This is a genomic window from Streptomyces sp. P9(2023) (genome assembly GCF_032436795.1).
GTDB lineage: Bacteria > Actinomycetota > Actinomycetes > Streptomycetales > Streptomycetaceae > Streptomyces.
In genome coordinates this window covers 1-12,919 of record NZ_JAUPWM010000040.1, presented here as the reverse complement: position 1 = coordinate 12,919, position 12,919 = coordinate 1, and the positions used below count along the sequence as shown (strand labels likewise).

General features: G+C 69.2%; 12 protein-coding genes and 2 pseudogenes. 9 read left to right on the top strand and 5 right to left on the bottom strand.

Annotated features, from left to right (window positions below; translation table 11 throughout):
* Nucleotides 1-123: 123 nt before the first annotated feature.
* Entirely contained in the window at nucleotides 124-888 is a 765-nt protein-coding gene (locus Q5762_RS31395; RefSeq protein ID WP_315895667.1) for a methyltransferase domain-containing protein, read from the top strand.
* Between the two features lie 906 nt (nucleotides 889-1,794).
* On the opposite strand, the gene Q5762_RS31390 is transcribed toward Q5762_RS31395, so the two are convergent.
* Nucleotides 1,795-2,580 carry an alpha/beta hydrolase gene (locus Q5762_RS31390; RefSeq protein ID WP_315895666.1) on the bottom strand — a complete coding sequence of 262 codons (786 nt, stop codon included), beginning with the start codon at nucleotides 2,578-2,580 and terminating at the stop codon, nucleotides 1,795-1,797.
* Nucleotides 2,581-2,984: 404 nt separating this feature from the next.
* On the opposite strand from Q5762_RS31390, the gene Q5762_RS31385 reads away from it, so the two are divergent.
* A complete protein-coding gene (locus Q5762_RS31385; RefSeq protein ID WP_315895665.1) occupies nucleotides 2,985-4,604 on the top strand; it encodes an acyltransferase in 1,620 nt (539 codons plus the stop codon).
* Complete coding sequence (locus Q5762_RS31380) at nucleotides 4,604-5,203, top strand: hypothetical protein (protein ID WP_315895664.1); 600 nt, start codon at nucleotides 4,604-4,606, stop codon at nucleotides 5,201-5,203. Before Q5762_RS31385 ends, Q5762_RS31380 begins: the two co-directional genes overlap by 1 nt.
* A gap of 100 nt (nucleotides 5,204-5,303) precedes the next feature.
* Here the strand turns inward: Q5762_RS31380 and Q5762_RS31375 are convergent, their stop codons facing one another.
* The 3 genes and pseudogenes from Q5762_RS31375 to Q5762_RS31365 all read right to left on the bottom strand — a co-directional run bounded on the left by Q5762_RS31375 (nucleotide 5,304) and on the right by Q5762_RS31365 (nucleotide 7,035).
* The gene (locus Q5762_RS31375; RefSeq protein WP_315895663.1) at nucleotides 5,304-5,447 is read right to left on the bottom strand and encodes a hypothetical protein; all 144 of its coding nucleotides are present in this window, start codon (nucleotides 5,445-5,447) and stop codon (nucleotides 5,304-5,306) included.
* A 249-nt stretch (nucleotides 5,448-5,696) separates the two neighbouring features.
* A pseudogene (locus Q5762_RS31370) lies at nucleotides 5,697-6,585 on the bottom strand (PhzF family phenazine biosynthesis protein).
* Between the two features lie 237 nt (nucleotides 6,586-6,822).
* Nucleotides 6,823-7,035 (bottom strand): hypothetical protein, encoded by a 213-nt coding sequence (locus Q5762_RS31365; protein ID WP_315895662.1) that lies wholly within the window; start codon nucleotides 7,033-7,035, stop codon nucleotides 6,823-6,825.
* A gap of 215 nt (nucleotides 7,036-7,250) precedes the next feature.
* Here Q5762_RS31365 and Q5762_RS31360 point away from each other — a divergent pair, with 215 nt between their 5' ends.
* Together Q5762_RS31360 and Q5762_RS31355 are read left to right on the top strand one after the other, a co-directional pair.
* Nucleotides 7,251-7,523 carry a hypothetical protein gene (locus Q5762_RS31360; RefSeq protein ID WP_315895661.1) on the top strand — a complete coding sequence of 91 codons (273 nt, stop codon included), beginning with the start codon at nucleotides 7,251-7,253 and terminating at the stop codon, nucleotides 7,521-7,523.
* Between the two features lie 345 nt (nucleotides 7,524-7,868).
* Nucleotides 7,869-8,369 (top strand): hypothetical protein, encoded by a 501-nt coding sequence (locus tag Q5762_RS31355; RefSeq protein ID WP_315895660.1) that lies wholly within the window; start codon nucleotides 7,869-7,871, stop codon nucleotides 8,367-8,369.
* A 25-nt stretch (nucleotides 8,370-8,394) separates the two neighbouring features.
* Here Q5762_RS31355 and Q5762_RS31350 read toward each other — a convergent pair whose 3' ends face one another.
* On the bottom strand, nucleotides 8,395-9,303 hold the full coding sequence (locus Q5762_RS31350) for a squalene/phytoene synthase family protein (RefSeq protein ID WP_315895659.1): 909 nt from the start codon (nucleotides 9,301-9,303) through the stop codon (nucleotides 8,395-8,397).
* A gap of 92 nt (nucleotides 9,304-9,395) precedes the next feature.
* Between Q5762_RS31350 and Q5762_RS31345 the strand changes: the two genes are divergently transcribed.
* From Q5762_RS31345 to Q5762_RS31330, 4 genes and pseudogenes are all read left to right on the top strand, one after another.
* The gene (locus tag Q5762_RS31345; protein WP_315895658.1) at nucleotides 9,396-10,109 is read left to right on the top strand and encodes a hypothetical protein; all 714 of its coding nucleotides are present in this window, start codon (nucleotides 9,396-9,398) and stop codon (nucleotides 10,107-10,109) included.
* Nucleotides 10,076-10,483: pseudogene (locus tag Q5762_RS31340) on the top strand (nucleotidyl transferase AbiEii/AbiGii toxin family protein); the annotation flags it as partial. The gene Q5762_RS31345 and the pseudogene Q5762_RS31340, both read left to right, overlap by 34 nt.
* Nucleotides 10,484-10,535: 52 nt before the next feature.
* Nucleotides 10,536-11,198, top strand: coding sequence for a nucleotidyl transferase AbiEii/AbiGii toxin family protein (locus Q5762_RS31335; protein WP_315895657.1), 663 nt, complete (start codon nucleotides 10,536-10,538; stop codon nucleotides 11,196-11,198).
* 859 nt (nucleotides 11,199-12,057) lie between these two features.
* Complete coding sequence (locus Q5762_RS31330; protein ID WP_315895656.1) at nucleotides 12,058-12,273, top strand: hypothetical protein; 216 nt, start codon at nucleotides 12,058-12,060, stop codon at nucleotides 12,271-12,273.
* Nucleotides 12,274-12,919 lie beyond the last annotated feature (646 nt).

Here is a 12,919-nt window from a genome sequence, read left to right as displayed (position 1 = left end):
CCACCACGGCGACCCGCCGCCCTTATGGGCGCCGGGTCGCGCCCTACGCGCTGACTTCGCGTCTCGAACCGGCACGAGCAGGTGGTCTTGCCCTAAAACGTCAGAGCCATAAGCATCCTCGGTATGAGCAGGGTCTATGACGATGAGCGGCTGGCGGGCGTCTACCAGCACGGCAATGAGATGCCCGATGAATCACTCCGCGACTGGGCACACCTGATCGGTTCCTTCGCAGGCCGTTCGTCCCCTGCCGTGGTGGAGATCGGGGCGGGAACCGGCATGTTCTGCTCGGCGATGGCCCGCTGGTTGAAGCCATCGAGGGTGGTCGGTGTTGATGCCTCCTTACCCATGCTCACCCAGGCTCAGCGCTTCAACTCCCACCCTGCGGTCCAATACCTGGCAGGCACCGCGGAAGCCGTGCCCACCCGCTCCGACCTGTTCGACCTGGCCATGCTGTCCCGCGTGATCCACCATCTGCCCGACCGTGTCCGGGTCGCACACGAGCTAGCCCGAATCCTCCAGCCCAGCGGCGTGACGGTCATCCGGACCACATTCCGGGAACGGTTGGATGCACTCGTCTACGACTACTGGCCGCGTCTCCGCGAGCTGGATGAACAGCGGTTTCCATCCAAGTCCGAGGTGCTCGAGGACTTCGCTGCGGCCGGCTTCACGGTCCGGACAGTCACGTCCTTCGCTCGACCCGTCACCGCCAGTCTCCGGGATTACCACGCCCGCATGACGTCTCAGCCCCAGTCGAAGTTCACCCAGCTCACCGCTGCGGAGTTCCGAGACGGACTGCGGCGGCTGCAAGCCGACGCCCAAGACGAGTCGACGAAATGCCCGGTTCCCGTGGCGGAGCGGTACGACATAGCCGTGCTGTCCCCCTCCTGAGGGACGAGAAGTCCCCTCACACAGAAGCATCCACGTCGAACTCTCGCGCGCTCCCACCCCCACCACGCTGCTGTCATTTCCCGTGAACATTCACCGGCCCGTTGATCACCAAGTGCTGCCGAAACTCGTACACAAACGCTGCTGCTGAAAGTGAACGAAGCCAGCCGGCCACCTTGAAGCAGAGTGCTGCCGTTCTCGACAGGCGACTGCTCATGCCCGAAGGCAGACGCGCCGCCGAATACCTGGTGGCCGTGAGGACCGGAGACTTCCACGAGATGCGGGAGTCGTACGTGTACGACGGAGGGATCCTCCCCAAGGAGACGGAGCACGTCGGCATCGTCCACGACACCTGGCGGGCCGGGGCCGGCCCGCACGGCGCCTGGATGCGGTGCCTCAGGTACACCGAGGTGGCCGCCGGCACGCTGCGTGCGATGTGCCTGAGGGGCGACAAGGGCAGCGTCGGCATGGTCCTGTTCACGGCCGCAGACAAGAACCGCGACGCGGTCGAGGAGACGGCCCGGTCCGTCGGCGCCAACTTCCTCCGGCCCGCTGCGGACGGACCCGGCGGGACGCGACCGGAGCGCCGAAACAGTCGGCGCCCCACCCGGATGGGCGGGAACCTGATCAACGCGGTAGCCGACGCGGCCGATCGGAACACCGCCCCCGAAGCCGACGGGAGCGGGGGGCTCGTGCGGATGCCGTTCCCAGCTGCACCAGCGAAGCCTGGGGGGCGAAGTTGCGGCTGGGACGACGCGGCACTGGTCAGGGTGTCCGCGTTCCCGTCCGATGGCGTGGCGTCTTGGGCTGCTCGCCAGGACGCCGCAGCCGGGGACTTGGCGGCCTGGGCAAGCATCGGCTCGAAAAGGGGTGCGGGCTACTCGAGTCGGGCGGCGCGATGTTCGGGCGTCAGCGTGCCTTGGCGTACAGCTCCTCGATCAGCCGGGCGCAGGTCTCCGGCTCCCGCAGTGTCGGGTAGTGGTCGCAGGCGGCGAGGCGGACCAGGCGGCAGCGGGGGATCCGCTCGGCCATCTCCTCGTTGCAGCGGACCACCTCAGGCCGGTCCAGCTCGCCAAGTGCGAGCACCGTGGGCGCGGCGATCTCGCCGAGCCGGTCGAAAGCCGGGGGATCGGTCTGTTGGTGGGCGATGTTGGCGAACCAGGCGGGCAGCACGGCCCTGAGGTGGTCGGCCGCGACCGGGTCGGTCTCGGGGGTGCCGCCGGCGGCCTGGCCCCACCGGCTGAGGCCGAGCCGGACGATGCCCTCCATGTCGCCGGTCTTCGCGAGCTTCCCGATGTCCTGGTAGAGCTCCGTGTCGGCGAGACTGTCGTAGCCGGTGACGCCGGGGACGAGGAGTGCGAGGCCCGCCACCCGCTCGGGGTCGTTCAGGGTCAGCGCGATGGAGGCGGCCCCGCCCATGCTGGAGGCCACGAGGACCGCCCGCGCGAGCCCGAAGTGGTCGAGCACCGCCCTGAGGTCCGCGGCCGGCGAGTACGCGACGTCCGGGGCGGGCGAACGCCCGTAGCCGCGGGCGTCGTAGCGGATGACCCGGTGCCGTGAGTCGAGCGCGGGCAGGACCGGGTCCCAGATCGTCGAGTCGCCGACGCCAGGGTGGACCAGGACCATCGGCGGTCCGTCCCCTCCGGTGTCGTCCGCCCAGAGTTCGCCGCCGTCTACCGGCACCATGGTTTCCATGGGGTCAGTCTGGGCGGGCGGCCCGGTCCCGTGCCAGCCTGAGCCCGGCCATGTCGGCGTCAAGTATCGAGTCGTGCCCATGCTGCTGACGACCAGTCAGGACGACGAGCGGGAACCTCCTTGGACACCCCTGCCGGCCGGGTCCACTCTCAAGTCAGTTGTGCGCCCCCACTGGCCCCCCGGGGGCGGAGACCGGCGGGAGCGCACCAAGCCCGTGCTGTTCACCGAATCCCGGAGACGTCCGTGAAGGACGGCCGCTCAGGGCCCCGTACAGGGCCCCGTGCTGAGCGGCCGTCCCGCGAGGGGCTCCAGACGGGGTCGACAGTGCCACCCCCACATCCCGCGCGAGTCGATATCTGCAATTCATATGCGGATTTCGCATCGTGCATACTAGGATGGTCGTCATGATGAGTACCGAGGAGATCCTCCGACTCACGGTTGCCGCGCTGATGACGCGGACCGGCGAGCGCCAGGGCGACCTGGCTGCCGGGCTCGGGCAGTCGCAGGCGCAGGTATCCCGCAAACAGGCCGGGCGCGCCCACTGGTCCCTGGAAGACGTCGACCTCCTGGCCGCCCACTACCGGCTCCACGTGCTCGACCTCCTGGCCGGGCCGACACACGCCGTGGGCGTCCTCCACGGCGCGGTCCCGAGCGTCGTACCGGGCAGCCTGGCCCCGCTCGCCGTACCGCCCGCCCAGGGCTCTCTGCCGGACCGTCAGCCTGCCGCTCCCGCGCCGGCCCCGGAACGCGAGCCGGTGGGGCGGTGTGTGCTGTGCGGCGGGCCGGCTTTCGACGACGTCGACGGCTACCCCCAGCACCTCGACCCCGCCGACTGCTCGGCCCTCGCGGCCGCCGCGCAGGATGCCCCGGCCACCAAGCCGTCCGCGGCCGCGGACGCCCCCGCCACGGCGCCCGAGCCCGACCCGCCGGTCGCGGCGCCCGCCCCGCCGGCCCCGGCCGAGATGCCCACGGCCGCTCCGCCCACTCCAGTCGCCGCCCCGCCTGCCGCCCCGCCGACCCCGCCCGCGCCGTCCTCCGTCCCGGTCAACTCGCGGCAGCCCGCCCCGGGTTACGCCTCCACCAACCTGGTCGAGCAGATCACCGACCGGGTGCATGAGGTGCTCGCCGAGTGCTCAGGTGACGTCGACGCCGCGCAGGCCGCGCTGATCAAGGCCGCGATTCCGGACGTGATGGCGCTGCTGAAGTCCTCCCGGGTCGGCGGCCGGTACGAGCATTCGGAATTCCCACCGACCGCCGAAATCCTGCGCAAAAAGTCACAGAAGGGCGCAGATGAAATCTGGGAGGGCCGCCCCAAGTGGCGCAACTCCGAGCTTTTCGCGGCGGCGAAGAAGGGCGAGCTGATCGAGGTGACCGCGCTCGACATGAACGCGGCCTACTGCTCGGCGCTGAAGTGCTGGCTGCCGATCGGCCAGCTCCGCGAGGACACCAGCGGCGTGCACGACCCGAAGAAGGCCGGCGTCCACCTCATCACCCCGGCCACCTGGGAACACACCGACCTCCCCAACCCGTTGGGGCACCGGATCGAGCCCGGCGAGCTGTGGGTGACCGAGTCCACGCTACGCCTCCTGCTCGACTGCGCCCGCCAGGGCCTGGCCGACACCCCCGCGATCCACCGTTCGCTGGTCTCGGGCGCCTCGGAAGCTCTGCTGGAAAAGCTCCGCCGCGCCCTGGCCGAATCTCGGAAGAACGCTCTCGCTGAGGGAGACGAACTGACGGTGGCTTATGTGAAGGCCATGTATTCTAAGTTCGTGTCAACTATTGGCGAGTCAAGCGCGAACCGGGAAATCCGCCGCCCGGACTGGATGCACATCATCCGCGCGAAGGCTTTCGCGAATCTGTGGATGAAGGCCCACAAGGCACACCGGTCGGGTCTTCAAGTTGTCGAGATTTCCGGCACGGATGAACTCCACGTCGCGGGGGACTGGCGTTCCGTTTTCGCGGAGGGCCGAGACCTGAACCAGGTCAAGGAAAAGGACACCTACACCCTGGGGGGTAGGCGCTGATGGCAGGGTCATCGGAACTGTGGGGCCGCTGGGGCGATTTCGGCAAGTACAGCACCCGAGGAATGAAAGGCGGAGAGGCCCTTATCCAAGAGTTGAACCGGATCGTCTATTCGTCCGGGATCTCCTCGCCCGTCACGTCCAACCGCGGCCTTGCCGCCCGGCTGCGCTACCTCGACAGCGAGGCCGGCCTCGAAGCGCTGAAGACGCAGGGGGTTACCGACCGCGCGCTGAAGTCCTGGACGGAGGGCGGGGTTACTCCGTCGCCTAAGAGCCGGGAGCGGATCGACAGCGCGTACTGGGAGCGCCGGCGGGCTAACCTGATCCGCTCGGGATGGCTCAAGCGGCACCTGGACAACGACGGCCAGGGCAGCCGGATGGAGATTTATCCGGTGGACCAGTCCCAGGTGGACGAGAAGCGCCGGCGCCCGACCCTGTCCCAGCGCTCGATCACGGTCCGGTACATCTGGGAGGACCTGGTGGGCGCCTACGCCGACCAGGACGACGACATGATGGACGAAATCTGGGACGACGTCATCAGCGACCTGGACTCCGACTTCGCGGCCTACGCCTACGTCGCCTCGGTCGGCATCGGGGCCTGATCGGCACCCAGGTCGCCGCACAGTCCCTCGACTTCACCCAGCAGCTCGGAGAAGTGCGAGGGGCCCCAGGACGACGTCCTGGGGCCCCTCGCACGTTGTGCTATCGGCGGATATTGACCGTCACCGTGATGCCGCCGAAGGCGAAAGCGGCACCGCCGATGACCCCGGCGGCGGTCGCGGCCTCCGAGTGGCCGGTCAGCCCGAGGACAACGACGGCGATCACGGAAACCACGCCGGTGGCCACCGTGGCCACCGCGAGGCGGCGGGGCGGCTGTCCCGGCCCGGTCGGAGGCGTGGCCTCCGCCGACGGGATTGGGGATCGTCTACGTGATCAACCACCTCACCCAGAACCTGTCCGTACGGGACATCATCTGGATCGGGTGGCCACCTGTGACAACGCCTCGTCCCCGGCGTTGCAGCCGCCGGGGACGAGGCGCTTGCCTTGTGAGGCCGGTAGTCAGCGGACTTGATCGGTCAGGGCCTGTCGTTCGGGTCAGGCCGGGATGCGGGCCCCTGCGCCGCCGACCCTGATCCGCCGGTCGCCCGCCCGCAGTTCCACCGTCAGGACGCCGGGGCGCCCCATGTCCTCCCCCTGGTGGAGGGTGAGAACCGTCGCCTCGGGCACGAGTGCGAGCTCACGGGCGTACGCGCCGAAGGCTGCTGCCGCCGCCCCGGTCGCCGGGTCCTCCACCACACCGCCCACCGGGAACGGGTCGCGGACGTGGAAGACCTCCGCAGAGGCGCGCCAGACCAACTGCAACGTCGTCAGGTCGAGCCGGTGCATCAGGGCCTCCAGCCGGGCGAAGTCATACGCCAGGCGGGCCAGGCGCTCTCGGGTCGCGGCGGCCAGGACCAGATGGCGGGCGACCCGCGAAGGCGATGCGGGGAGGCAGGGCGGGATCGAGGTCGCCGGCCGGCCAGTCGAGCGCGGCGAGCGCCTCGGCCAGGTCCTCGGCCGCGACCTCCTCGATGTGCGGCTCGACGCTGGTGAGCGTGGCCCGCATCGCCCCGCCCTCCCGCGTCACGGTGACCGGCACGGTCCCGGCCCGCGTGCTGAACACCAGGTCGCCGGGGCCGATGCGCTCAGCGAGAGCCACGGCCGTCGCGACGGTGGCGTGACCGCAGAAGGGCACTTCCGCCTTGGGGCTGAAGTAGCGGATCGTGTACGCGCGCCCGGCGTCCACCACGCCGGAACCCGCTCCCTCGAACGGCGCCGTCAGGAACGCACTCTCGCTATAGCCGACTTCGGCGGCGATCGCCAGCATCTCCTCGTCGCCGAGGCCCGTGGCGTCGAGAACGATTCCGGCGGGATTGCCTCCCTCGGGATCGTCGGAGAAGGCGGTGTAACGCAGGACCTCGGAGGTTTCCCGTACATAGTTCATGCCGGGAGAACGGCACCGAGCCCCAAGATCGTTCCCCGGGTACAGGGACAACGTGGTGAGCCTGACGGTGAGCGCTTCAGCGCCCGGCCAGCTCCAGCTGCCGGCGTTTCGCAACGCCCGCACGGCGATGGACGACGGGACCGGGAGCCGACGGGTCAGAGTCAGGGTGCGAACGCGTCGACCAGCACGCGCAGCCGCAGCACGACATCCTGCTCGACGTCGCCCCGGTCCAGAACCTCAGCGGCGGGGGGCGAGCACGTCGACGAGCCGGCCGGACCGTACGGCCGACGGCACATCACGCAGACAGGCACGGAAGAACGCCCCGTCCCACCGGCCGCGAGCAAGGCCCTCGGCGAACTCCCCCTCGGCCTGCTCCGGCACCCACCGCCCCGCCCCGTACTGCTCCACAAGCGCAGCGGCATCCCGGCGCAGCGCATCGACAAGCACCACCGTCGTCACGCCCTGCCCAACGACACCACCACCGTCATCGACATGCCCCGGCGAGTTCACCATTCGACTCACCAAACGCGCCGGAACGACACAACCTGTGAGCCACACACCGCGTTTCCCCAGGTGATCGTCTGCGGGGGAGTGTCAGTGAAGATTCGTCATCTGGCTGTCAGCGGTGTAGCCCCAACGACCTGGTAGTTCACAGTGACAGGCTGGTGCTGACACGAGCGCCGAATGGCCACGTCATTCGCAAGGTCGAAGAGGTCGCTCATCGGCTCGATAGGCGGGTGTACGAAGGCCCCGGGCCGGAGGTGGCCGAGGCGCGCGAGGCCGCCACGCACATGACGGAGCTCGTCGATCTCCACGCCAGGGACAACCTCGCCGATCAGGCGGCGATGGCGGATCTGGAGCAGTCTCTGACCGCCGCGACCGCAGTCGTACAGCAGCTGGAAGCCCAGAGCGTTCCCGAGGAGCCAGCGCGCTCCTGACGGCCGGCAAGAGCCGCCCGCCAGCGGGGCCTGGGATGCCGGGCGGCATGAGCGACACGCCCACCCACGGATGACAAGGCGGGCAGGCGCCTCGCGGCCAATACCCTGCCGGACGGCATGACACGAACGCCGCCCGCCGCCGTCGCAGCGCCCACGCCGCCCGCGACCCAGAACGGCCAGGCTCCCCGGCACTTACCGGCAAGGGCCCGTGACTCCTCCTTACACCCTCCAGAGGGTCCGTACGGCGTCCTGAGAGCACCCCACGACCTGCCTGACAGAAGATCATGCTGCGGCGGCAGCCAACCTCCTCAGACGCGGGAGAATGCGTGTGGGAAGGTCGAGCGTGTGATCAACCAGCATGGTGGCTTGAGCCGCGAACTCGTACTCGTGGACGGATTGAGCCCTGCGGACATCGTGCTCCTTCACCGTGGGGCGCTTCGCGTGCTGCGTTCCGGCATCGACGCTGCCCACCTCGACGCCTACAGCGACGATCCCTGGCCACCCGCGGTGCTCCGTTCGTGCGAACACGCGCTATCCCTGGTCCGGGAGGCGGTGGCAGATGGCACTCGTTCCCGACGAACCGACCCCGGGATGGGCATCGACATCGACATCCATGACGACGCACAGTTCGACCTGCTGGACCTGACTCCCCACACGATCAACGCCGAAGGCTGGCGAGGGCACCAGCTGGTCCTCAGCGCCAGCGACTCGGGAACCTCACTGTGGATGGCCCTCACGCAGGAACAGGAGGCAGAACTCCTGTCCCGACTGCAACCGCAGGGGATCCCACCAGAGGCGATCACCTCCTCCGCCCTGCGATCCACGGCACCAGACACCACTCCCTGATCCGGCCTGAGCGACAAAACACCCCCTAAAGCCCGACCCGTGGAGCCCGCCGGGCCCGTGCCGCCACCTCCCGCAGCAGCAGTACGGCAGCCGCCGACCCCGGCGGACCGGAGCTCCGCACCGCCAGAGACGCACCCGCGCGGCGCACCGCGTCAAGGCGGAGGCCCTGGACGCCGACGAGAGCCCGTACGAAGGGCCGGTACGAAGCCTCCACCACGCCCGTGAGGGGGAAAGCCGCCGCCAGGTCGGTGGCCGCCCGGTCCGCCTGCTCCTCGACGAGCCGACCCAACGCCGCGCCAGGCCGGCTCAGGTCCGCGCGGTGGCGCGCCACCGCGTCGGCAGGCACTCCCAGCCGGCCCCCGCGCACGTCCTCGGCCAGGTCCTCCAGAAAGTCGATGCGCTGCATGGCACAGATAAGCCGATGGCAACCATCCATGAACACCGCCCGCCCCGACACGTCCGCAGGCGCGAGGAGACAGGCCGTGAGCATCAGCGCAGGCAACGAGTACTCCCGTACGTACTGCTCCAATTCCTCCTCGTCCGCGATGGCCCGCCACGCGACCTCAAGCTCGCAGCCCCGCAAGAACCCCTCCACATAGACGCGCACGTCCGGGTGACGCTCGGCGGTGCGCACCAGGCAACGCAGCACGGGCAACCCCGAGTCACCCTCGGCGAAGGCCTTCCGTACCAGGCCGTCCCACTCCACGAGCGCGGCCGCCCGCTCGTCCGGCGCCCCGCGGTCGATCCGGTCGTCGGTGTCGTGCATGAACGCGACGGCGGCCACGACGTGCGGCAGCAGCGCGGCAGGGAGCAGCAGCCGCGCGGCCGCGTACTCGGCCGTCGCGAACCTCCGCACCACCCGCCGCTGCTCCGTGTAGTCCCGCCGCAGCACCGGCTCCCTGACCCCAGCCCGGTCCAGGGCCCACTTCCACATGCCTTTTCTCCCGTCGTCGGCTGCGAGCCTAAGGGCGCCAAAGCCGGAAACCCGGATGAGCCCCCGACATCCTGTCTGCCAGACTCGTCGCGGTGTACGAGGTGTTCGAGATATACGAGGTCGACAACATCTACGAGACGCATGTGACGGTCCGGTGCCGCACTGAGGGCGAACGGGCCCGACTCGGCGTGTGGGCGGCGAGCCGGGGGCTGAAGGTCACCACCATCGTCCTCGCCCGGGGCCGGACACCGGTCCAGCCAATGCTGACCCTGCCCGACCGGACCAGGCACCCGGCGGTCGTGGCCGGGCTGCGGGAGGCCGGATTCGAACCGGTGCAGGTCAAGGTCGAAACGGTGCCATGGAGCGCGGAGCCCTCAGGCCCCGGCGGGGGCTACTACGAGCACCACCTCAAACGGGCGCTGCCCGCCGCGTACGACCGGGCCGCGCTCGAGGCCCTCGTCATGCCACACGGCGCCCACGTCTCCTGGAACCCCCGCCGGGTCCTACCAGGCCAGGGAGGTCGGCACGAGCGTTTCGTGACCCAGCGACACCCAGGACCAGCAGACGCGGCAGGACGCGCCTGCGACGTGCTCGTTGCCGCGCTGGTCGCAGCCGGGCACGAACTGGTCACGCAGGAACGGGAACTCGTCCTCTCCGACAGCGACCTGTCATTGGACGAGGGATGGCTGGAGGAAGCCGAAATAACGACAAACCGTGGGCGCCGTCGATCCCGGACGGGCCGGACACCGGCGCGGAGCCCCGCACCGACTACATGCGCCGCAAGGACGAGCTCCCACACACCCTGACCGCCGGCATCGGCGACGCGGCCGTCCGGCACCGGGTCTTCGACCCGGCCTTCAAACACTTCGACGAGGCATACCGGCCCGGTGACGGCGTCGTCGAGGACCCAGAGCTGCGGGCCCGCTGGCAGGCGGCCCGACGCGCGGCCCTGGAGCTCGTCCTCGCGGCCGTCGCCGACTCGCCGTGGACCGACTTCCTCGTGCTGCGTGGCAGCATGCTGATGTCCGCCTGGTTCGGCGAGGCTGCCCGCGACCCGAAGGACATCGACTTCGTCGTCGTCCCCGAGACCTGGCGCATCGAGGAGCCGCGTACCCGCGCCATGCTCGACGGCATCGCCGAGGCGGCGGAGCCGCCAAGCCGAGGAGAGCGGCACGGGCCTGTCGATCTCGGCGGCCGGCGGCGTCTCCGAGTACATCTGGACCTACGAGCGAGTGCCCGGCCACCGCTTGGTCCTGCCGTGGACGGCACCCGGACTGCCCGGCGGCCAGGTCCAGCTCGACTTCGTCTTCCAAGAACGCCTCCCGACCCCGCACCGCCCGACCGAGGTCGCAGGCGCCCGCCTGCTGGCCGCAGACCGGGAACTGTCCTTGGCCTGGAAACTCATGTGGCTGAGCTGCGACATGTATCCGCAAGCCAAAGACCTGTACGACGCGGTCCTCCTCGCCGAAAGCTGCGCCCTGCCACTCACCCTCCTGGAGACGGCGCTGCACGAGGCGGACGAGTGGCCGGGTCACCGGAACGAGCCGCTGAACCTCGGCATGGTCGAGAACGCCGTCCGCGAGACCGACTGGATGGGCTTCGACGACGCCCATCCGGACACCGAAGCCGCAAGGCGGGACCTCGGGCCCGTCTGCTGGCCGCCCTCGCTCCGGTGCTCGGGACACCGTAGCCAGGGCCCTTCCGGATCAGGCCGTGGTGCGACGGCGGGCACGGAGCAGTTGTACGTCCCTCATGACGTAGACAGCGGTCATGAGCGCAAAGCTGGCGAGGACGAGCCAGAACGCCGCCACCACCGTCAACGCGTCTCGTTCAACCTCCTGCCTGACCAGTCCCACGATCCCGGCCTTCTCATTGGGCATGCGAGTTCCGCATAACCTGACATGGTGTCAATATCCCGCCAATGTATGCACTTTCGGTATACACCGAGGTCGACAATCCGAGTTGTATGCGGAAGCCGCATACAACGCCGATGTCGAAACCTGCCGAGTTGGTGCCGCCCCTGTCGCCCCCGACATCCTCTGCCGCCGACCTCGCCCGCCCGCGACCCTTCGCACCCTGACCGACACCTCCGCTGCGCCCCCTCACAAGCCTCTGCTGCGTCTGCCCGGGCCGCAGGCCTCGAGGTCTTCGGCGGTTGCTTGAGCTGGGGATGGCCGTTGTCGGTTGCCTGATCGAGAGCCCCCTGCCGCCCAGATCCTGCGCCGGTCCAAGAAGGGCTGGACACGGCCGAACTAAAAGGCTCTGCACGGCACTTGGCACCGTTCGGGAAGGGTGTTGAGGCGTCCATCGTTGGGCAGCGTCGTTCCGGACCAGCAGTGATGGTCTGCGAGGGAGTGTCAGTGAAGAGTCGTCATCTGGTTGTCAGTGGTGTAGCCCGAGCGACCTGGTAGTTCACACTGACAGGTCGTGAGGGGCTGGTGCTGACACGAGTGATGAATAGCCATGTCATTCTCACGCCGACCATCACGCAGGCGTAGAGAGTCCCTGCCGGGCCGACCCGGCAGGGACTCTCTACGCGCGGTGCCGGCGCGCCGCGGCGACCGAGCGCGGACGGCCAGGCCCGCCGGCGGTTCCCCGCCGAGTGGCGGCCCGCCGACGTCGACGGCTGACGCTGGTCGACGATGCCCCGTCCCGCGCCGCCGATATCCGGGCCGCGCTCGGTCCCCGTCCCAGGCGTATGGCGCAGCGCCATGGTGGGGAGAACGGCTGTACGGGTCTCTTGAGGGGGGAAGTGTGGATCGCTGGGAAGTCGAGCGCGCCGTTCAGAAGGGTGTCAGCGACGCCCTCAAGGCCGAGCGGCGGCGACAGGAACGGCAGCGACAGATCCCTACACCTTCCATCTATGAGGGCAGTGGCTTCCCCTGGCACTGGGCCATCTGGGCCGTGGGGCTGACCATTCTCGGGGTGGTCTTGTTCTTCGGCTACCGGTTCGTGACGATGGAGCTCTAAAGGCCATCTGTACCGAGATGAAGCGGCGCTCCCTGAATTTTGGGGAGCGCCGCTTTTTGATGGGTGTTCAGGGTGTATGCGGATCCGGAATGTTGGTATGGGGTTTTGGTGGGGTGTCAGGTTGGGTTTGCGGGTGGGGTTATGAGGTTTCGTCACGTGGGTTTTCAGGGCCGGTATTTGGCACGCCCTCGCACCCTCTTTCCGGGCCGAAACCCAATTCCCCTTCTCGCCGCGACTTTCTCAGTGGTGTAGACCAGCTACCCATCCGGCGTACAAGCTGTGATGGCTCTGGGTTACCGCTCCCTTCGCCTCGGGGGAGGGTGGACACGGTCCTGGTACCCTGCGTAATGTAACTACCAGAGAGCACGATACCGCGACCGGTGAGCCGGCCCCGCAGGGGACGGAATCGAAAACCCCCGGGACACAGCGACCGATCAGCCCTCTGACCAGCCAAAACACCCCCGCAGGGGGTGAGGAGTCACCACCGGCCCCCCACACGGGGCCCACGCTCCCGGTCCAAGCCGGACCACCCCGCAGTCACCGCAGGTGACTGCCCGTCGGGCTACTTCCTCCGGCGCCGCGCAGCGGCGCGGCAGCTTTGGGAGTGACGCAGTCACTCCGCGTCGTGTCTCCGCAGGAGACCGCG

Coding starts and splice junctions, on each gene's coding strand:
- Q5762_RS31395 (WP_315895667.1), top strand. CDS start 124: ATGAGCAGGGTCTATGACGATGAGCGGCTGGCGGGCGTCTACCAGCAC.
- Q5762_RS31390 (WP_315895666.1), bottom strand. CDS start 2,580: ATGGAAACCATGGTGCCGGTAGACGGCGGCGAACTCTGGGCGGACGAC.
- Q5762_RS31385 (WP_315895665.1), top strand. CDS start 2,985: ATGATGAGTACCGAGGAGATCCTCCGACTCACGGTTGCCGCGCTGATG.
- Q5762_RS31380 (WP_315895664.1), top strand. CDS start 4,604: ATGGCAGGGTCATCGGAACTGTGGGGCCGCTGGGGCGATTTCGGCAAG.
- Q5762_RS31350 (WP_315895659.1), bottom strand. CDS start 9,303: ATGTGGAAGTGGGCCCTGGACCGGGCTGGGGTCAGGGAGCCGGTGCTG.